The following is a 19354-nucleotide window of genomic DNA, read 5'->3' on the forward strand; positions in this document are numbered from 1 at the left end:
GACGTATCGGCACAGAGCACCACCACATGGGCCAACTGACGAGGGGACGGCCGCACATGACCTGGTTGATCACCGGCGGCGCCGGCTACATCGGAGCGCACGTCGTACGGGCGATGACCGCGGCGGGGGAGCAGGCGGTGGTGTACGACGACCTGTCCACCGGTATCGCCGAGCGCGTGCCCGAGGGGGTGCCGCTGGTGGTGGGCTCCACTCTGGACGGCGAGCGGCTCGCGCGCACCCTCGCGGACCACGCGGTCACCGGCGTCGTCCACCTCGCGGCGAAGAAGCAGGTGGGCGAGTCGGTCGAGCGGCCGCTGCACTACTACCGGGAGAACGTCGAGGGCCTGCGGGTGCTGCTGGACGCGGTGACGGCGGCGAAGGTGGCGTCCTTCGTCTTCTCCTCCTCGGCGGCGGTGTACGGCATGCCGGACGTGGACCTGGTCACCGAGGAGACCCCGTGCGTGCCCATGTCGCCGTACGGCGAGACGAAGCTGGCCGGTGAGTGGCTGGTGCGCGCGGCGGGCCGGGCGACCGGGCTGTCGACCGCGTCCCTGCGCTACTTCAACGTGGCCGGCGCGGCGAGCCCGGAGCTCGCGGACGTCGGCGTGTTCAACCTCGTCCCCATGGTCTTCGAGAAGCTCACCCAGGACGCACCGCCGCGCGTCTTCGGCGACGACTATCCGACCCCGGACGGCACCTGCGTACGGGACTACATCCACGTCGTCGACCTGGCCGAGGCCCATGTCGCCGCCGCCCGGGCCCTGCGCTCCTCCCCCGGCCGCGGCCTCACGCTCAACATCGGCCGGGGCGAGGGCGTCTCCGTCCGCGAGATGATCGACCGCATCAACGCGGTGACCGGCTACGACCGGCCGCCCACGGTCATGGCCCGCCGCCCGGGCGACCCGGCCCGCGTGGTCGCCTCGGCCGACCGCGCGGCCGTCGAGCTGGGCTGGAAGGCCCGGCTCGACGTCCAGGACATGATCACGTCGGCGTGGGAGGGCTGGGTACGCCTGCATCCGGAGGCGGCGCGGGGCTGATCCGGGTCGGCCGACAGGACTACAACGCCTTCAACGCCCCCGCCGTGGCCCGGGCCAGCGACCCCAGGTACCCCTTGGGCAGCTTCGGGCTGCGGATCACCACCGAGCGCCAGTAGAGCGGGCCGGAGATCAGGTCGAGGGCCAGGTCGTGGTCGATGCCCCGGCGGAGCTCGCCGCGGGCTTCCGCCGCCGTGACGATGCCGGTGGCGACGCCGTCCTGGCCCTCGCGCAGGGCCTTCTGGAGGGCCTCGGCGATGTCCGGGTTGCGGGCCGCCTCGGCCTGGAGGTCGGGGATGACCTGCGAGGCGACGGGGTGGCGCAGGGCGCGGGACGTCACCTCGTACAGCAGCCGCAGATCGCCCTCGAGGGAGCCGGTGTCCGGCACGGGCAGGCCCTGCACGGCGAGCGCCGAGACGATGTCGAGGACGAGGTGCAGCTTGGAGCGCCAGCGGCGGTACACCGCCGTCTTCCCGACGCCCGCCCGGCGTGCGATCCCCTCGATGGACATCCGCGCGTAGCCGACGGCCGCGAGCTCCTCGAAGACGGCCGCCCGGATGGCTTCCGTCACGTCCTCCCGCAGTACGGCGGCCCCCGCGGGGGCCCGGCGGCGCGGGGGCTGCTGGGGCTCGTCGGGCTTCGTCGTCATGCCGACAGCATAGGGCGTCACGACGAAACGGTTGCGTTCCGACGTCCCGACGGCATACGCTCGCGTTACGACGATACGGTCCCGTCCCGACGTAAGAAGTCGTGAAGAGTCCGGTAAGAACCGCCTCATCCCCTCGCTCTTCACGACCCACAGGTCCCACACCCCCCGAACGAAAGCAGCGGATGTGAGCCAGGTCCTCCACACACCGCCCCAAGCACCGGCCCCGGCCGACGACGACCTCGCGGCCCTCGCCGCCCGCCACGGCCTCTCCGTCAGCGGCGCCCGTCCCGCCCTGCCCGAGTACGTCCGCCAGCTGTGGGCCCGCCGCCACTTCATCACCGCGTTCGCCACCGCCAAGCTCACCGCCCAGTACAGCCAGGCGAAGCTCGGCCAGGTCTGGCAGGTGATGACGCCACTGCTGAACGCGGCGGTCTACTACTTCATCTTCGGCGTGCTGCTCGGCACCAAGCACGGCGTGCCGGACTACATCCCGTTCCTGGTCACGGGCGTGTTCATCTGGACGTTCACGCAGAGCTCGATCATGGCGGGCACCCGCGCCATCTCCGGCAACCTCGGCCTGGTGCGCGCCCTGCACTTCCCGCGCGCCGCGCTGCCGCTGTCGTTCTGCCTCCAGCAGCTGCAGCAGCTGCTGTTCTCGATGGGCGCCCTGGTCGTCATCCTGCTCTGTTTCGGCGTGCCGGTCAGCGCGTCCTGGCTGCTGGCCGTGCCGGCGCTGTTCCTGCAGTTCACGTTCAACGCGGGCGTCTCCATGGTCATGGCCCGGATGGGCGCCAGGACACCGGACATCGCCCAGCTGATGCCGTTCGTGCTGCGCACCTGGATGTACGTCTCGGGCGTCATGTGGAGCATTGACAAGCTGGCGCAGAAGGACAGCCTCCCGCACGTGGTGACCGTGGCACTGGCGGCCAACCCGGCCGCCGTCTACATCGACCTGATGCGCTTCGCCCTGATCGACAGCTTCCACGCGAGCCAGCTCCCGGCCCACGTGTGGGCGCTCGCCGCCGGCTGGGCGCTGGTCGCCGGTGTCGGCGGTTTCATCTACTTCTGGAAGGCTGAGGAGACGTACGGCCGTGGCTGACATCGCCAACGACAGGATCCCCACCGTCGTCGCCGACGGCGTCGACATCGTCTACCGGGTCAACGGCACCGGCGCCGGACGCGGCTCCGCGACGGCCGCCCTCAACCGCATCGTGCGCCGCAAGCAGACGGAGAAGGCGTCGGGCGTGCGCCGGGTGCACGCCGTGAAGAACGTGTCCTTCGTCGCGTACCGGGGTGAGGCCATCGGCCTGATCGGCACCAACGGTTCCGGCAAGTCGACCCTGCTGAAGGCCGTCGCCGGGCTCCTCCCCGTGGAGAACGGCCACATCTACACCGACGGCCAGCCCTCCCTGCTCGGCGTCAACGCCGCCCTGATGAACGACCTGACCGGCGAGCGCAACGTGTACCTCGGCGGCCTGGCCATGGGCATGTCCCGCGAGCAGGTCAGGGACCGCTACCAGGAGATCGTCGACTTCTCGGGCATCAACGAGAAGGGCGACTTCATCACGCTGCCGATGCGCACGTACTCCTCCGGCATGGCGGCGCGGCTGCGGTTCTCCATCGCCGCCGCCAAGGACCACGACGTCCTGCTGATCGACGAGGCGCTGGCCACCGGTGACCGCTCCTTCCAGAAGCGCTCCGAGGACCGCATCCGCGAGCTGCGCAAGCACGCCGGGACGGTGTTCCTGGTCAGCCACAACAACAAGTCGATCCGCGACACCTGCGACCGCGTGCTGTGGCTGGAGCGCGGAGAGCTGCGCATGGACGGGCCGACGGAGGACGTCCTGAAGGAGTACGAGGCGTTCACCGGTGACAAGTCCCCCAAGGCCAAGCCGAAGCCCGAGGTGCCCGTTCCCTCGTGAGGCGGACCCCGGTCGGTCCTTTTGCCGCTTTGATGGCACCATGACCGAATAAGGCCCGCCTGGTGCGCCGAGAGGGAGGAGCCCCTGATGCCCGAGCTCAGCGTCATCGTCCACGGGCCGAACGTTCAGGACCATCTGACGGAGCTCCTCGACTCCCTCGCCGCCCATCCGCTGCCGGACGCCGAGCTGATCGTGGCCGCGGTCGGCGACTGGGCCCGGGAGACGGCCGAGCGGCACGCCCCGGACGTGCGGGTCGTTCCGCTGCCGGAGGGCACGGGCGACGCCGCGGCCCGGGCGGCGGGCGCGGCCCGGGCCTCCGGACGGTGGCTGCACTTCGTCCACGCCAAGGACGGCCTGCCCGCCGGCGCCCCGCGCACGGTCGCCGAGCGGGTGGCCGAGCTGCCCGGCGAAGTGGACGTCCTGCTCCTCGACCACGTCCGCAGCACCTGGCACACCTCCGGCATGCCCTCCCGGGACGGCTCCCTGCTGGCCCGGGCGGGCCGTGCCGACGTCGCCCTCGACGACTGCGTGCCCCTGCTGCGCCTGACGCCGCTGCTCGGCACCCGCGTGCTGCGCGCGGACTTCTGGCGGGCGCACGAGCAGCGGCTCACCACCGACGACGAGCCGTACGCCGCCCTGGCCGCCCTGCTGCTCGCCGACCGCGTGGCCTGCCTCCCGCACGTCGCCTACGAGGACCGCCGGCTGCGCCCCGCGAGCCTGCCCCCTGCCACTCCCGGGCAGCGCTACGGCCTCGTCGAGCGCTACGAGTCGCTCCTCGACCTCACCCGGGAGCGCCGCGCCGCCCACGCCGTGCTCTACGACGTCATGGTCCGCGACTGCCTGCGCACCTTCGCCCGCGGTGGCATGCCGGAGGAGGTCGCGCGGGAGTTCTTCCGGCGGGCGTCCCTGGCCGCCCTGCGCCGCCGCCCCGAGGGCTACCGCCGCCCGGCCGGCCTGGAAGGCGTGCGCCGCTCCCTGCTCGAAGAGGGCGCCTACGGCAGGTACCGGGCCTTCCAGGCGGTCAACCGCACCCGCCGCACCGCCAAGTCCGCCGTACGGGCCCGCAAGCGGCAGGCCGGCGCCAGGCTCCGCGACCACCAGTACCGCAGGGCGCTCGGCCGCCCGGTCGATCCCCACCTCGCGGTGTTCTCGGCGTACTGGAACCGCGGTGTCGCCTGCAACCCGGCCGCGATCGCCGCGAAGCTCGCCGAACTGGCCCCGCAGATCCACCCGGTGTGGGTGGTGACCGAGGAGAACGCGGCCCTGCTGCCGCCCGGCACCGACCACGTCGTGCCCGGCAGCCGCCGCTACTGGGAGGTGCTGGCGACCGCCAAGTACCTTGTCAACAACGTCAACTTCCCCAACGCGGTGGTCAAACGCCCCGACGCGATCCACCTCCAGACCCACCACGGCACGCCCCTGAAGCGCATGGGCATCGACCAGATGGCGTACCCGGCGGCCGCGCAGGGCCTGGACTTCCAGGCGCTGCTGGAGCGCATCGACAAGTGGGACTACAGCGTCTCCGCCAACAGCCACACCACCCGCATGTGGGAGCGCGCGTACCCGTCGCACTACGTCTCCCTCGACCACGGCTATCCGCGCAACGACGTCTACTACACCGCCGGCACCGAGGACATCCGCGCGGTCCGCGACAGGCTCGGCATCGCGCCGGGCCGCCGGGCCGTCCTGTACGCGCCCACCCACCGCGACTACGAGGCCGGCTGGACCCCGCGCCTGGACCTCGCCGCCCTCGCCGACCGCCTCGGCGACGACACGGTCCTGCTCGTCCGCGGCCACTACTTCTACGGCGGCGCGGCCTCCCCGCTCACCAACCTGCGCCGCACGGGCCGGATCGTCGACGTCTCCTCCTACGACCCGGTGGAGGAGCTGTGCCTGGCGGCGGACGCCCTGGTCACGGACTACTCCTCGATCATGTTCGACTACGCCAACCTAGACCGGCCGATCGTGATCCACGCCGACGACTGGGAGACGTACCGCACCACCCGCGGCGTCTACTTCGACCTGATGGCCGAGGCCCCGGGCCCCGTCGCCCGCACCCAGGAGGAGCTCACGGAGATCCTCACCAGCGAGGCGTGGCGCGACGAGGGCGCGGCGAAGGCCCGGGCCGTCTTCCGGCGCCGGTTCTGCGAGTACGACGACGGACGCGCCGCCGAACGCGTCGTCCGCCGGGTCTTCCTCGGCCAGGACGAACGGTCCCTGCCGCCGGTGCTGCCGTTCGAGGAACGCACCCCGGCCCCGACCCCGCAGGAGGCGACCGCATGAGCACCCCCGACGTCACCGTGACGGTCATCGTCTACAACGACGCCGAACGCCTCACGCGCGCGGTCGACTCGGTCCGCCGGCAGACCCACGCGAACGTGGAGATCGTCATCAGTGACGACCACTCGACGGACGGGACCCCGGAGGTCGCACGGCGTCTGGCGGCCGAGGACCCCCGCGTCCGCCACCTCCGCCTGGAGCGGAACAGCGGCGGCTGCAGCGCACCGCGCAACCGCGCCCTGGAGATCGCCCGGGCGCCGTACCTGATGTTCCTCGACAGCGACGACGAACTCCCCGACGACGCCGTCGAACTGCTGCTCGCCGCGCACCGCGAACGCGAGATCGACTTCGCGATGGGCGCGGTGCAGCGCGTCCGGGTCGACAGCGGCCGCCGCTCGACGTGGATGCCGCACCTGGTCGCCGAGCGCCGCACCCTCGAGGGCATCGAGGCCGACCCGCGTCTGCTCTTCGAGCACCTGGCCACCAGCAAGATGTACGCCCGCGCCTTCCTCGACCGGCACGGCCTGCGCTTCCCCGAGGGCATCCACTACGAGGACCAGCTGTTCTCGGCGCAGGCGTACTGCCTGGCCAAGGCGTTCACGATCATCCCGGAGCCGGTCTACCGCTGGTACGTCGCCCCGTTCGCCGCCTCCGACACGGCCTCGATATCCAACCAGCGGCACAAGCTTGCCAACGTCCGCGACCGCGTCCACGTCCAGCACCTCATCGACGCGTTCCTGGCGGAGAGCGGGCACGAGTCGCTGCGGGAGGACAAGGACCACAAGTTCCTCAAGCACGACTTCCGGATGTACGCCGGTGACCTGCCCTACCGGGACGAGGAGTGGCTGTCCTCCTTCGCGGACATCGTCACGCCGTACCTCGACACGCTCACGCCGGGCGCGTTCGCCCGCCTCCCCCGCGCTGAGCGAGTGGTCCTCCAGCTCATCCGCGACCGCCGCCTGCCGGAGGCCAGGCTGGCGGCCCGGGGCCTCGGGCACGGTGTGGCCCCGAGGCAGGTGACGGCGGACGAACAGGGCCGCACCTACTGGGGCGACCGGATCCCCTCCACCGAATGGTCCCGCCGCGAACTGGACATCTCGGACCTGGACCTGGAGACACGCCCCTTCCCGAGCGCCCAGTTCCGCCACGAGATCACGGAGATCACCCGGGGCCCCGGCGCCTCGGTCGACCTCACCGTCCGCACGTACGACCCGGCCCTGCGCCTCCCCGTCGGTCCTCAGCGCGCGACCCTCCTGATCGCCCCGGGCCGGCGCCGTCTCAGCGTCCCCTTCCGCCTCTCCCCCGTCCGCCCCGGCATCTTCGAGGGCCACGCCCACCTGGACCTGGCGGCGGCGCCCCTGCCCTTCCACGGCTTCGCCGGAGTCCGCCACCCCTTGCTCCGCCTGGAACACCAGGGCTTGACCCACACGGGCCTGCTCCTGGCGCCCCTGACGTTCCCGGCCCTGACCACCCAGGTCCCCCACCACCGCCTGACCCTGGAACCAGAGGGGCACGGCCCGGGCCGCCTCCAGGTCCGCTGGGAACCGCTGGGTCTGACGGCGACCCTGATCCGCCCGCTGACCCGCCGGGTGGCGAGGCCCCGGGTGAAGAGGGCGGCACGCTTGGTGGCGAGCGCGCTGAAGTAGGCCGGGCCGGAAAAGTTCGGAAACTTTGCAGGGAATGTCGACGGGGATGTCGAGAACCCGCGTCCGGCTCCGTCCCCGGGGTGAACGCGACCACAATGGGTCGCACCAGGACCGAGGAGAACCACGATGGCCAAGTACCTGCTGCTGAAGCACTACCGCGGCGCCCCGGCTTCGGCCAACGACGTGCCGATGGACCAGTGGAGCCAGGAGGAGATCTCGGCCCACCTGCAGTACATGCGCGACTTCGCGGCGCGGCTCGAGGAGACCGGCGAGTTCGTCGACAGCCAGGCGCTCGCACCCGAGGGAACGTGGGTCCGCTACGACGGTGAGGGGCGCCCGCCGGTCACCGACGGGCCGTTCGCCGAGACCAAGGACCTCATCGCCGGCTGGATGGTGATCGACGTCGACAGCTACGAGCGGGCCGTGGAGCTGGCCGGGGAACTGTCGGCCGCCCCCGGCGCGGGCGGGAAGCCCATCCACGAGTGGCTGGAGCTGCGCCCGTTCTACGGCGTGCAGCCCACCATCACGGAGTGACTCTCGGTGCCCCAGCTGGACGAGGCTCTGCTGCGGAGCCTCACGCCGAGCGTGCTCACCGTCCTCGTCCGCCGCGGAGCCGACTTCGCGGCGGCCGAGGACGCCGTGCAGGACGCGCTGGTCGAGGCGGTCCGCGCCTGGCCGGCCGACCGGCCGCGGGACCCGAAGGGCTGGCTGGTCACCGTGGCGTGGCGCAAGTTCCTCGACGCCGCCCGCTCGGACGCCGCCCGCCGCCGGCGTGAGGACCGCGTCGAGGAGGAGCCGGCGCCCGGGCCGGCGCCCGCGGTGGACGACACGCTCCAGCTCTACTTTCTGTGCGCCCACCCGTCGCTGACCCCGGCATCGGCGGTCGCGCTCACGCTGCGCGCCGTCGGCGGGCTGACCACCCGCCAGATCGCCGAGGCCTACCTGGTGCCCGAGGCGACCATGGCGCAGCGCATCAGCAGGGCCAAGCGCACCGTCTCCGACGTACGGTTCGACCAGCCCGGCGACGTGGCCACCGTGCTGCGCGTCCTCTACCTGGTCTTCAACGAGGGCTACTCCGGCGACGTCGACCTCGCCGGAGAGGCCATCCGGCTCACCCGGCAGCTCGCGGCCCGCATCGACCACCCCGAAGTGGCCGGGCTGCTCGCCCTCATGCTGCTCCACCATGCCCGGCGTGCCGCCCGGACCGCGCCCGACGGCAGCCTGGTGCCGCTCGCCGAGCAGGACCGCGGCCGGTGGGACACCGCGTTGATCGCCGAGGGCGTCGGGATCCTCCAGGCGGCCCTCGCCCGCGACCGGCTGGGCGAGTTCCAGGCCCAGGCCGCCGTCGCCGCCCTCCACGCCGACGCGCCCACCGCCGAGGAGACCGACTGGGTGCAGATCGTCGAGTGGTACGACGAGCTCGCGCGCCTGACCGACAGCCCGGTCGTCCGGCTCAACCGCGCGGTCGCCGTCGGCGAGGCCGACGGCCCGCGCGCCGGCCTCGCGGCACTCGCGGCCCTGGAGGCCTCACTGCCCCGCCACACCGCGGTGGCGGCCTACCTCCACGAGCGCGACGGCGACCTGGCGACGGCGGCCCGCCTGTACGCCGAGGCGGCCCACCAGGCACCCAACCTCGCCGAGCGCGCCCACCTGACACGCCAGGCCGCCCGGCTCAACGCCCGCCGAAGCCGCTGACGGGCCGCGCTCAGGACCAGCCGCACAGCACCGAGCCCTGTCACCGCACCACCGCGTACAACACCTGCCCCTCCGGCCCCCGAGTCACCTCCCGCAACTCCACACCACGCTTCCCAGCAGCCCCCTTGTCCACGACCCACCGCACCCCGTACTCCCGGAGAATCTCCTCGCGCTCCCGCCCCGAGGCCCCCTGACCGAAGTACCTGCGCACAGCCGCCGCCCGCCGCCCTTCCCCCGCCAGGAAGAAGTCGGGATACCCAGGCGCCACGGTGTACGCCCCGTACGCGGGGATCTGCCGGGCCGGCCGCCCTTCCCGGGCCATCACCACGTCCCCGTACTTCACCCACGGCGTCATCCAGAAGTACCCCGCCCAGGGCCGCCGGTACTTCTCCGCGACGGCTTCCGGCAGATTCCGCGGCTTCACCACGTACCCGACCGTCCCGACCTGCGTCCAAGCCCCCACGACCAACGCCGCCCCCAGCACACACGCCCATCCCACCCGGGCCCCGCGCCGCCCGGCCTCCCCCACCTCCACCGCCGCAGCCACCTGCGCCGGAATCAACGCCGCCGGCAGCGCCCGCCCCCACGACCAGTGCCCGCTCACCCCGCCCACCGCCACCACGACGACCCCCAGCACGAAGAACAGCACCAGCGGATCCCACCGGTCCCGCCACCACCGCACCCCTAGGGCCACCGCCCCGAGCAGCACCAGCCAGTACCGCCCGACCAGGTCCTCGTACAGCGGCCGGTGCACCGACTCCAGATCAGCCCCGGCCCCGAACAGCGCGAAGAAGTCGTAGTACGGCCACAGCAACAGCACGACCAGCCCCAGCCCCAGCCCACCGCCCAGCCGGACCCACACCACCCGGCCCGGCCGCGCGGCCACCACCGTCGCGAGCGCCCCCAGCGTGGCCACCACGCCCGAGAACTGATGGCACAGCAGGATCACCGCCCACAGCGCGCCCAGCCCCAGCCACACGCCCCACCCCGCGTCACCGTGACCGCCGTCGCCGTCGGCGTGGCCGTCGCCGTCGGCGTGGCTGTCGCCGTCGGCGTGGCCGTCGCCGTCGGCGTGGCTGTGGCCACGCACCGCCCGCCCGAGCCACGCCCAGAAGTGGAACGCGAGCCCCAGCGCGAACACGCTCGGATACGACACCGTCAGCGCGAGCGAGTTGAGCCCGTAGAAGCCGCTCCAGTTGAACAGGGCCGTCCCCCACAGGAACAGCAGGCTCAGTACGGCGAGTGCGGGCGCGGCACGATGGCCGCTCAGCGTTCGCACGTACCGCCACACCCCCGACAGCAGCAGCGCGAGCCCGGCCAGCGCCCCCAGCCGCAGCACCACGAACACCGACAGACCGCTCACCCGGGCGACACAGCCGAGCACCAGCATCCAGGGCGAGTAGTACGGACTCGGCGTGTCCGCGTCGACGAGCGGATTGCCCGGGTCGATGAGATCGTGCCGCAGCCGCTGGACGGTCGCGGCGTGCATGCCGAGGTCCCCGGCCCACGGCAGCCGGACGATCACGAGGACCAGCAGCAGGACGACCACCGCGGCAGCCGCCTGCGCGGCGAGGGCCGCCGGTCTAGGCGCGGTGCGCATCGTGCTGGAACACCCAGGTGCGGTAGACGAGGAAGCGGAAGGCGGAGGCCAGCACGATGGAAGCCGCCTTGACCGCGTTGGACTCGAAGGGACCGGTCAGGCCGAGCCCGTGGTACCCGACGTAGAACAACCCGCTCTCCATGGCCACGCCGATTCCGCTGAAGACGAAGAACAGCGCGATCTGGCGGCGGGTCCGGGACGCCCTGTCCCGGTAGGTGAAATACCGGAATCCGAGGTAGTTGGTGCCCATGGCGATCAGGCTGGCCAGCACGGTCGCCGGCATGGCAGCCCGGTGCAGGCCGTGCAGGAGCACGTTGAACACCAGGAAGTTCACCGCGACGCCGCTCCCGCCGACCAGCGCGAAGTTCACCACCTCGACGACGACGCGCTTCACCGGCGTGGTGGGAGCGGCCGCTCGCTCCTCGGAGAGGTTCACTGTCACGCCCTAAGCCTTAGCCGGAAACGGTAAGTCCTCCACTCGAATCGCCCTAAGGCACGCCAAGAAGGAAGCGCACGTCAAGAAGAAAACGCCCCGGGCCGGAATCGGCCCGGGGCGCCCAGGACGCCGTACTGCTACGAATGCGTCCGCAGCAGCGTGCGCATCGTCCGCATCGCCACTGACAGGTTCGCGAGGTCGAACGCCTCGGATCCCTGGATCTCCTCCAGTGTGGTGCGGGCCCGGCCGAGGATCGCCGCGTTCTTCTGCTCCCACGCCTTGTAGCGCTGCTCGGGCGTCGACGTGCCGTTGCCCACCGCCAGGACGTCGGCGGTCAGCGCCGCGTGCGCCGCGTACAGGTCCTCGCGGATCGCCGCGCGGGCCATGGACTGCCAGCGGTCGGCGCGGGGCAGCTCGATGATGCGGTCCATGAGCTGGGTGATCCGCAGCCGGTCGGCGAGGTCGTAGTAGACCTCGGCGACGTCCAGCGGCTCCCGGCCCATGCGGTCGGCGATCGAGACGATGTCGAGCGTCGGGAAGGCGGAGGAGAACCCGGCCACGCGGGTGGCGAGTTCGTCCGGGACACCGGCGTCCGTCAGCTCGTCGTAGATCTTCTGGTACCACTCCAGGTCCGCGCCGCGCAGCAGCTTCGGCAGCTGCCCCCAGACCTGCTCGACCCGGTCGGCGAAGAAGTCGACGGTCTCGGCGAGCTGGAGCGGCTGCGGCCGGTTGTTGAGCAGCCAGCGCGTGCCGCGCTCCACGAGGCGGCGCGAGTGCAGCCGGATGCGGGTCTGGACGTCGGCCTCGGCCTTGTTGTCGAGCGCCTCCACTCCGTCCCACACCTCGGCGGAGCGGAAGATCGCACGGGCCGCGGTCTGGGCCCGGACGATCTCCTCCAGGGATGCGCCGGTCTCCTCGCGCAGACGGTGCAGGTACGTCGTACCGCCCGTGTTGACCGTGTCGTTGACCAGGACGGTCGTGGTGATCTCGCGTCGCAGCGGGTGGCCGTCGATGCGCTCCGCGAACTGCTCGCGCAGCGCGGTCGGGAAGTAGCAGTGCAGTAGGCCCCGCAGGTACGGGTCGTCGGGCAGCGAGGTGTGCAGCAGCTCCTCGGCGACCGTGATCTTCGTGTACGCCAGCAGGACGGCCGTCTCCGGGCTCGTCAGACCCTGCCCCTGGGCGAGCCGCTCGCGGATCTGCCGGTCGGTGGGCAGGAACTCCAGCGCCCGGTCGAGGTGGCCCTCCCTGACCAGGTGCTTCATGAAGCGCTGCTGGGCGTGGAGCATGTCCTTGGACTGGGCGAGGGCGTTGGCGATCGCCGTGTTCTGCGCGTAGTTGTTGCGCAGCACCAGGTGGCCGACCTCGTCGGTCATCTCGGCGAGCAGCTTGTTGCGCTGCTTGACGGTCATGTCGCCGTCCGCGACCAGTCCGTTGAGCAGGATCTTGATGTTCACCTCGTGGTCGGAGGTGTCCACGCCCGCGCTGTTGTCGATGGCGTCGGTGTTGATCCGGCCGCCGTGCAGCGCGAACTCGATCCGGCCGAGCTGGGTCAGGCCCAGGTTGCCGCCCTCGCCGACGACCTTGACGCGCAGGTCCTTGCCGTCGACGCGGATGGCGTCGTTGGCCTTGTCGCCGACGTCCGCGTTGGACTCGGCGGAGGACTTGACGTACGTACCGATGCCGCCGTTCCACAGCAGGTCCACCGGCGCCTGGAGGATCGCCTTCATCAGGTCGGCCGGGGTCAGCTTGGCGACCTTGGCCTCGATGCCGAGGGCCTCGCGGATGTGCGCGTTGACCGGGATCGCCTTGGCCGTACGCGGGAAGATGCCGCCGCCGGCCGACAGCAGCTCCTTGTTGTAGTCCTCCCAGCTGGAACGCGGCAGCTCGAACAGGCGGCGGCGCTCGGCGTAGGAGGTGGCGGCGTCCGGGTTCGGGTCGATGAAGATGTGCCGGTGGTCGAATGCGGCCACCAGCCGGATGTGCTCGGAGAGCAGCATGCCGTTGCCGAACACGTCACCGGACATGTCGCCGATGCCCACGACCGTGAAGTCCTCGGTCTGGGTGTCCACGCCCAGCTCCCGGAAGTGCCGCTTGACGGACTCCCAGGCGCCGCGGGCGGTGATGCCCATGCCCTTGTGGTCGTAGCCGGCCGAGCCGCCGGAGGCGAAGGCGTCGCCGAGCCAGAAGTTGTACTGCTCGGCGACCCCGTTGGCGATGTCGGAGAAGGTCGCGGTGCCCTTGTCGGCGGCGACGACGAGGTAGGTGTCGTCCTCGTCGTGCCGCACGACGTCCGCCGGGGGCACGACCTCGCCGGCCACCATGTTGTCGGTGATGTCGAGCAGCGCCGAGATGAACGTCTTGTAGCTGGCGACGCCCTCGGCCATCCAGGCGTCCCGGTCGACGCTCGGGTCGGGCAGCTGCTTGGCGACGAAGCCGCCCTTGGCGCCGACCGGCACGATGACGGTGTTCTTCACCATCTGCGCCTTGACCAGGCCGAGGATCTCCGTACGGAAGTCCTCACGCCGGTCCGACCAGCGCAGGCCACCGCGCGCGACCTTGCCGAAGCGCAGGTGCACGCCCTCGACGCGCGGCGAGTACACCCAGATCTCGAACGCCGGGCGCGGCGCCGGAAGGTCGGGGATGGCCTGCGGGTCGAACTTCATGGAGATGTACTCGTGCGGCTTGCCGCCCGCCGCCTCCTGGAAGAAGTTGGTCCGCAGCGTCGCCTTGATGACGGTGAGGAAGGACCGCAGGATCCGGTCCTCGTCGAGCGAGGCCACCTGGTCGAGGGCCGCGTCGACCTCCTCCAGCAGCGCGTCCACGATCTCGTGTCCCGCGCGCTGCCGGTCCGGCGACATCCGTGCCTCGAACAGGGAGACGAGCAGCCGGGTGGTGTGGACGTTGTTGCGGAGGGTGTCCTCCATGTAGTCCTGGCTGAACGTCGACGCCGCCTGCCGCAGGTACTTCGCGTACGCCCGCAGCACCATCGCCTGGCGCCAGCTCAGCCCGGCGCTCAGGACCAGGGCGTTGAAGCCGTCGTTCTCCGCCTTGCCGGTCCAGGTGGCCGCGAAGGCGTCCTGGAACCGCTCGCGGGCGTCGTCGCCCAAGTAGTCCGCGCCGCCGCTCTTGGCGCGGGGCATGCGCAGGCCGAAGTCGTAGATCCAGGCCACGCTCCGGTCCGCGCAGCGCAGCTCGTACGGCCGCTCGTCGACGACCTCGACGCCGAGCCGGTTGAGGACGGGCAGCACCGCCGACAGGGAGATGGCGTCGCCCGTGCGGTAGATCTTGAAGCGGCGCTCCTCGGGGGCGGCGCCCACCGGCTCGTAGAGGCTGAGCGCGAAGTCCTTGCCCTCCTCGGCGTTCAGCTGTTCGAGGTGGACGAGGTCGGCGACCGCGGCGCGCGGGTTGTGGTCGGCCTTGTAGCCCTCGGGGAAGGCGTGCGCGTACCGGCGCATCAGTTCCGCCGCCTGCTCCTCGCCGAGCTCGGCGTTGAGCGCCTCGGCGAAGGCGTCCTCCCAGGAGCGGGCGGCCTCCACCAGCCGGGCCTCGATGCGCTCCTTGTCGGCGTCGGACAGCTCGGGCAGCTCGGTGCCCTGCGGGACCCGGACCACGAAGTGCAGCCGGGACAGGATCGACTCGGTGTTCCAGGCCGTGAAGTCGACGCTGATGCCGCCCAGTTCCTCCTTGAGGATCTCGATGATCCGCAGGCGGACGGCCGTGGTGTAGCGGTCGCGCGGGAGGTAGACGAGGGCGGAGTAGTAGCGCCCGTACTCGTCCTGGCGCAGGTAGAGCCTCAGCCGCCTGCGTTCCTGGAGGTAGAGGACGGAGGTGACGATGGACCGCAGCTCGCCGACCGGGGTCTGGAACAGCTCGTCGCGCGGGTAGGTCTCCAGGATCTGGAGCAGGTCGCGCCCGTCGTGGCTGTTGGGTGAGAACCCGGCCTGTTCGAGGACCTCCTCGACCTTGCGCCGGATGACCGGGACCCGGCGCACGGACTCGGTGTAGGCGGCGGACGAGAACAGCCCGAGGAACCGCCGCTCGCCGACGACATTGCCCTCGGCGTCGAACTTCTTGACCCCGATGTAGTCCAGGTACGACGGCCGGTGCACGGTCGACCGGCTGTTCGCCTTGGTCAGCACGAGCAGCTTGTGCTCGCGCGCCTTGGCCCGGGCGTCGGCGGGCAGCCGCTCGAAGGACGGGCTGACCGGGTGGCTCTCCTGGTCGGAGTGGTGCGGGTCGGCGCGCAGGATGCCGAGGCCCGTGCCGGGCACGGCGGCCAGCGAGTCGTCCCCGCGCAGCTGGTACTCGCGGTAGCCGAGGAAGGTGAAGTGGTCGTCGGCCAGCCAGCGCAGCAGCTCGCGGGCCTCCTCGACCTGGGGTCCGGGCAGGTCATCGGGGATGGGCTCGTCCGGCAGCCCCTCCGCCAGCCGGACCGCCGCCTCCCGCATCTTGCCCCAGTCCTCGACGGCCTCACGGGCGTCGGACAGCACCCGCAGCAGGTCGGCGGTGATCTGCTTCAGATCGGCGCGGTCGGTCTCGCGGTCGATCTCGACATGGATCCAGGACTCGATGTGCGCGTCGTGCGGAAGGTGGCCCAAGCCGGTCGCGGGCGTGGGCAGCACCTCGATGAGCTTGCCGGTGACATCGCGCCGCACGACGAACTGCGGGTGGATGACGACGTGGATCCCGCGCCCCTGCCGCGTCAGCTCATTGGTGACGGAGTCGACGAGGAAGGGCATGTCGTCGGTGACGACCTCGACGACGGAGTGGCTGCACGTCCACCCGTTCTCTTCGACCGTGGGGGTGTGCACCCGCACGTTGGCCGTGCCCTGGGGGCGGTTTTCGGCCAGCCGGTAGTGCGAGACGGCGGCTCCGAAGACATCGACCGGGTCACGGTCGCTGAGGTCCTCCGGGGCCGTGTGCAGGTAGTAACGCTGGAGGAACGAGAGCAGGGACTCGCGATCCGGGGCTTCCTGGGCGTCTGGGGTCTCCTCGCCCGTCGACCCGGTCGGTAGGTGCCCCCCGACCGGGCTGTTCTCAGCTACCCGGGCGGCCCTCTCGAGCAACTCGGCCTTGGCTTCGTCCAGCTTGGTCTGCATTGTCCTCTGGCTCCTGTCGCGCGCCGTTGCGTGACGTAGAAGGAAGTACGGCCTCTGCGCTTACGACGTCACGCCGTGACACGGGGTATCCGGTCTGTTCCGACGCTATGCCGCAAGGTGAGATGAGCGGGGGTGTCTGAGCCAATCTTGAGCTGCCCCACGGGTGTGAGGCTGCTCTCTGCGACGCCTCGGTCCGGGTGGTGCTCGGCGTCTCGGGAGTCCTCGAAGCCCCGTCCCGCCCGCGAAGACCAGCGACCGCCGCCCGGTCACGGATGTGGTCCGTGCTCTCCGGGCGCAGGGCAGGGACGACGACGTCCCCGCGAACTATCGCGCTGATCACGCCACCAAGGCTATCGCTCCTTACAGGGGGCCCGTCATGAGCCGTATGTGTACAAAACCAGGCCTGGAAGTTTGACGTTCTGCACAGTGCCGTCACGCGGAGTCGGCCACAGCTGTCCCAGCGACGACGCCGAGCACCTGATTACGCCGCCAGCCGCTCAGCCTCCGCCACGGCCTCTTCCAGCGTGTCCACCACAGGCACACCCACCGCCTCCAGACTCGCCCGGCTGTGCGACCCGCCGGTGTACAGCACGGCCCGCGCCCCCACGTACTGCGCGGCCACCGCATCGTCCGCGGCGTCCCCGATCACCACGGTGCGATCAGGAACCACGCTCTTGAGCGACGCGAGGTGCCGGACCATGTGCTCGGCCTTGCTGCCCCCCGACGGCCCGGTCCGCCCGTCCACGCGTATGAAGTGCGGCTCGATCCCGAACCCTCGCACCAGCGGAACCAGCTCCTCATGCACGTACATGCTGAGGATCGACTGACTCCGCCCCGCCGACCGCCACCCGGACAGCAGCTCCACCGCCCCCACCGTCAGCCCGCAGCGCACCCGGTGCTCCGCGTAGTACCGATGGAAGATGTCGTCCATGACCTCCCACTCGGCCTCGGTCGGCAGCCGCCCCATCAGCCGCTCATAGAACTTCGGCACCGGCACGCAGTACAGCTCCCGGTACTTCTCCAGCGTCAGCGGCTCCAGCCCCAGCTCGGCGAATGCCGCGTTCGTCGCCCCGATGATCGCGTCGATGTCATGGAACAGCGTCCCGTTCCAGTCCCAGACAATGTGCGCGCCCGTCTGCTTCCCCATGCCCCAAAACGTACCCGCCCCCACTGACAATCAAGAGAACGGCGACTCAACGCGCCCCCTTGAACGCCGAGAGCACCCGCCCCGGCGCTCAGTCTCCGCGCCCCACCAGGTTCGGGATCTCCTGCGTGGCGAACCACAGCAGCTCGTGGTCCTCCGCCCCGTCCACCACGAACTGCGCGTCGTCGTCCCCACCGTCCGCCGCGGGCAGGGCCCCGGCCGCCGCCGTCACAGCCGCCTCCGCATCCGCGGCGTCGACATGCACGGACGCGGCCTTGGCCAGCGCGACGGGGCCGGCGACCCGCACCTCACCCAGCGCCGCCGGGTCGAGCCCCCGGTCGGGGTCCGCGCTCGCGGCCCGGTCGGGCACGTCCACGGCCACCACGACCCGCCGCCGCGGCGCCTCCGGCTCGGCCGCCAGCAGCCGCAGCGAGGCCAGGGCGGCCCGGCTCAGCGCCGCGTACTCGAGTTCCTCGATGTCGTCGGAGAGGTACCACTCGCGCAGCCCGGGCGTCACGGCGTACGCGACGAACGGCCCGGCTCCCAGCTCACCCGTCTTGTACGCCTCGGCGAGACCGGGGAGGGTCAGGGGCACGTAGACACGCATGGCTGGCCGCTTCTTTCGTGGTCGTTTCGTGGTCGTGGTCACGGTCGCAGGGCTCCGGAGGGCCTTCAGGATACGTGCGGCGCGTCCCCTTTCGAGTTCCGCCCTGTGACGCCGGATGCGGCAACTCCGGGCCCGTCATTCACCCGGCCCGCCCCCGCACTGACTGGCTTCACACCCTGCGCACCACCCGGATAGGTGAACCTTTCCGGCGCCCGCCACCCAAGGCCGCTTCCTTGCCCCTGCCCCCGCCGGCCCCGTACAAGATCACCAACCCGAAGTTACTCCCCGGTATCCACCGGGCCCATGAAACGGGGACCCCCCATGCACAAGGTTATGACCAGGGCACAGCAGCGCCCGGCCACCCGCCCACCAGCCCGCCGCGACCAACGCCGCCCCGGCGGCAGCGCCGGCACACGCGCATCCGGCAGCACCACCCCACGCACCCCCGGGAGCCCCACTCCCCGCGCCCCTGGCGGCACCACACCGCCCCGCACGCCCGGCGGAGGCCCCGCACGCACCCCGGCAGCCGACGGCCGCCCTCCGGGCTCCGCCCGCACCACGAGCCCCCGCACCCGCCCCACGGACACCCGCCCGCCGACACCCTCCGCCACCCCCACGGCACCCCGCAGAGCGACACGGGCGACGGCCCCGGCCTCCCGGCAGACCGCACCACCGGCCCCAGCCTCCCGGCGCACCACACCACCGGCCCCGGCTTCCGGGAAGACCACATCCGTTCCGGCCTCCCGGCAGACCGCGCCACCTACCCACGTCTCCCGGAAGACCACCCCCGTTCCGGCCTCCCGGCGCACGACACCTGTTCCGGCCTCCCGGGACACCGCACCCCGCGTCCCGGCCCAGCACCCCCACCGCCCGGCGCCGGTCCCGCACCTCCTCCCCACCGACGTCTTCGCCGACCTCCTGCTCGCCGTCCTCAGCGGCCACCGCCCCGCCCACTCGATGCTCCGCCACACCCGGGGCCGCGCCTACGACGAACTGGTCTGGCTCGCCGAACGCGGCCCCCTGCGCACCCGCGGCACCCGCCCCGTCGTCCGGGACATCGGCTACTTCGAACCCCGCCCCGGCGCCATCGAGGCCTTCGCCCGTATCGGCGCCGGCGACCGACTGCGCGCCATGGCCTTCCGCCTGGAACTCGGCCAGGACCTCCGCTGGCGCTGCACGGCCGTAGAACTCGGCGGCCCCCGCCCGCCCCGCGCAGAGGAGGCCGACTGACCCCCGGCAAAC

At 71.7% G+C, this 19354-nt stretch carries 14 protein-coding genes; 8 read left to right on the forward strand and 6 right to left on the reverse strand.

The genetic code is table 11. The features are described 5' to 3' along the window. Positions 1 to 56: 56 nt before the first annotated feature. On the forward strand, positions 57 to 1037 hold the full coding sequence (gene galE / locus ACH4G3_RS10415; protein ID WP_397624054.1) for a UDP-glucose 4-epimerase GalE: 981 nt from the start codon (positions 57 to 59) through the stop codon (positions 1035 to 1037). A gap of 19 nt (positions 1038 to 1056) precedes the next feature. Here galE and ACH4G3_RS10420 read toward each other — a convergent pair whose 3' ends face one another. After that, on the reverse strand, positions 1057 to 1683 hold the full coding sequence (locus tag ACH4G3_RS10420) for a TetR/AcrR family transcriptional regulator (RefSeq protein ID WP_397624055.1): 627 nt from the start codon (positions 1681 to 1683) through the stop codon (positions 1057 to 1059). 184 nt (positions 1684 to 1867) lie between these two features. On the opposite strand from ACH4G3_RS10420, the gene ACH4G3_RS10425 reads away from it, so the two are divergent. The 6 genes from ACH4G3_RS10425 (at position 1868) to ACH4G3_RS10450 (ending at position 9226) form a co-directional block, all read left to right on the forward strand. Then, a complete protein-coding gene (locus ACH4G3_RS10425) occupies positions 1868 to 2782 on the forward strand; it encodes an ABC transporter permease (protein WP_397624056.1) in 915 nt (304 codons plus the stop codon). After that, on the forward strand, positions 2775 to 3605 hold the full coding sequence (locus ACH4G3_RS10430; RefSeq protein ID WP_397624057.1) for an ABC transporter ATP-binding protein: 831 nt from the start codon (positions 2775 to 2777) through the stop codon (positions 3603 to 3605). The genes ACH4G3_RS10425 and ACH4G3_RS10430 overlap by 8 nt, the downstream gene beginning before the upstream one ends. An 87-nt stretch (positions 3606 to 3692) precedes the next feature. Then, entirely contained in the window at positions 3693 to 5888 is a 2196-nt protein-coding gene (locus ACH4G3_RS10435) for a CDP-glycerol glycerophosphotransferase family protein (protein ID WP_397624058.1), read from the forward strand. After that, the gene (locus ACH4G3_RS10440) at positions 5885 to 7531 is read left to right on the forward strand and encodes a glycosyltransferase family 2 protein (protein WP_397624059.1); all 1647 of its coding nucleotides are present in this window, start codon (positions 5885 to 5887) and stop codon (positions 7529 to 7531) included. Before ACH4G3_RS10435 ends, ACH4G3_RS10440 begins: the two co-directional genes overlap by 4 nt. Positions 7532 to 7657: 126 nt before the next feature. Beyond that, positions 7658 to 8065 (forward strand): YciI family protein, encoded by a 408-nt coding sequence (locus tag ACH4G3_RS10445; RefSeq protein WP_020276244.1) that lies wholly within the window; start codon positions 7658 to 7660, stop codon positions 8063 to 8065. A 15-nt stretch (positions 8066 to 8080) separates the two neighbouring features. Further along, positions 8081 to 9226 (forward strand): RNA polymerase sigma factor, encoded by a 1146-nt coding sequence (locus ACH4G3_RS10450; protein WP_397624109.1) that lies wholly within the window; start codon positions 8081 to 8083, stop codon positions 9224 to 9226. Between the two features lie 40 nt (positions 9227 to 9266). Here ACH4G3_RS10450 and ACH4G3_RS10455 read toward each other — a convergent pair whose 3' ends face one another. The 5 genes from ACH4G3_RS10455 to ACH4G3_RS10475 all read right to left on the reverse strand — a co-directional run bounded on the left by ACH4G3_RS10455 (position 9267) and on the right by ACH4G3_RS10475 (position 18112). Next, positions 9267 to 10826, reverse strand: coding sequence for a hypothetical protein (locus ACH4G3_RS10455; RefSeq protein WP_397624060.1), 1560 nt, complete (start codon positions 10824 to 10826; stop codon positions 9267 to 9269). Continuing rightward, entirely contained in the window at positions 10810 to 11268 is a 459-nt protein-coding gene (locus ACH4G3_RS10460) for a GtrA family protein (RefSeq protein WP_397624061.1), read from the reverse strand. The genes ACH4G3_RS10455 and ACH4G3_RS10460 overlap by 17 nt, the downstream gene beginning before the upstream one ends. Before the next feature lie 131 nt (positions 11269 to 11399). Further along, positions 11400 to 16361: an NAD-glutamate dehydrogenase gene (locus tag ACH4G3_RS10465; RefSeq protein WP_397624062.1), complete on the reverse strand. Its 4962-nt coding sequence runs from the start codon at positions 16359 to 16361 to the stop codon at positions 11400 to 11402. A gap of 481 nt (positions 16362 to 16842) precedes the next feature. After that, complete coding sequence (locus tag ACH4G3_RS10470) at positions 16843 to 17508, reverse strand: HAD family hydrolase (RefSeq protein ID WP_397624063.1); 666 nt, start codon at positions 17506 to 17508, stop codon at positions 16843 to 16845. Positions 17509 to 17596: 88 nt separating this feature from the next. Continuing rightward, on the reverse strand, positions 17597 to 18112 hold the full coding sequence (locus ACH4G3_RS10475; RefSeq protein WP_397624064.1) for a DUF6912 family protein: 516 nt from the start codon (positions 18110 to 18112) through the stop codon (positions 17597 to 17599). A gap of 321 nt (positions 18113 to 18433) precedes the next feature. On the opposite strand from ACH4G3_RS10475, the gene ACH4G3_RS10480 reads away from it, so the two are divergent. After that, positions 18434 to 19342, forward strand: a complete 909-nt coding sequence (locus ACH4G3_RS10480) for an Rv3235 family protein (protein ID WP_397624065.1) — start codon at positions 18434 to 18436, stop codon at positions 19340 to 19342. Positions 19343 to 19354 lie beyond the last annotated feature (12 nt).

The organism is Streptomyces afghaniensis, from assembly GCF_044327915.1.
Classification (GTDB): Bacteria; Actinomycetota; Actinomycetes; order Streptomycetales; family Streptomycetaceae; genus Streptomyces; species Streptomyces afghaniensis.

Excerpts from the sequence above, each read along its gene's own strand:
- galE (WP_397624054.1), top strand. The coding sequence starts at position 57 with ATGACCTGGTTGATCACCGGCGGCGCCGGCTACATCGGAGCGCACGTC.
- ACH4G3_RS10420 (WP_397624055.1), bottom strand. The coding sequence starts at position 1,683 with ATGACGACGAAGCCCGACGAGCCCCAGCAGCCCCCGCGCCGCCGGGCC.
- ACH4G3_RS10435 (WP_397624058.1), top strand. The coding sequence starts at position 3,693 with ATGCCCGAGCTCAGCGTCATCGTCCACGGGCCGAACGTTCAGGACCAT.
- ACH4G3_RS10440 (WP_397624059.1), top strand. The coding sequence starts at position 5,885 with ATGAGCACCCCCGACGTCACCGTGACGGTCATCGTCTACAACGACGCC.
- ACH4G3_RS10445 (WP_020276244.1), top strand. The coding sequence starts at position 7,658 with ATGGCCAAGTACCTGCTGCTGAAGCACTACCGCGGCGCCCCGGCTTCG.
- ACH4G3_RS10455 (WP_397624060.1), bottom strand. The coding sequence starts at position 10,826 with ATGCGCACCGCGCCTAGACCGGCGGCCCTCGCCGCGCAGGCGGCTGCC.
- ACH4G3_RS10465 (WP_397624062.1), bottom strand. The coding sequence starts at position 16,361 with ATGCAGACCAAGCTGGACGAAGCCAAGGCCGAGTTGCTCGAGAGGGCC.
- ACH4G3_RS10470 (WP_397624063.1), bottom strand. The coding sequence starts at position 17,508 with ATGGGGAAGCAGACGGGCGCGCACATTGTCTGGGACTGGAACGGGACG.
- ACH4G3_RS10475 (WP_397624064.1), bottom strand. The coding sequence starts at position 18,112 with ATGCGTGTCTACGTGCCCCTGACCCTCCCCGGTCTCGCCGAGGCGTAC.
- ACH4G3_RS10480 (WP_397624065.1), top strand. The coding sequence starts at position 18,434 with ATGCACAAGGTTATGACCAGGGCACAGCAGCGCCCGGCCACCCGCCCA.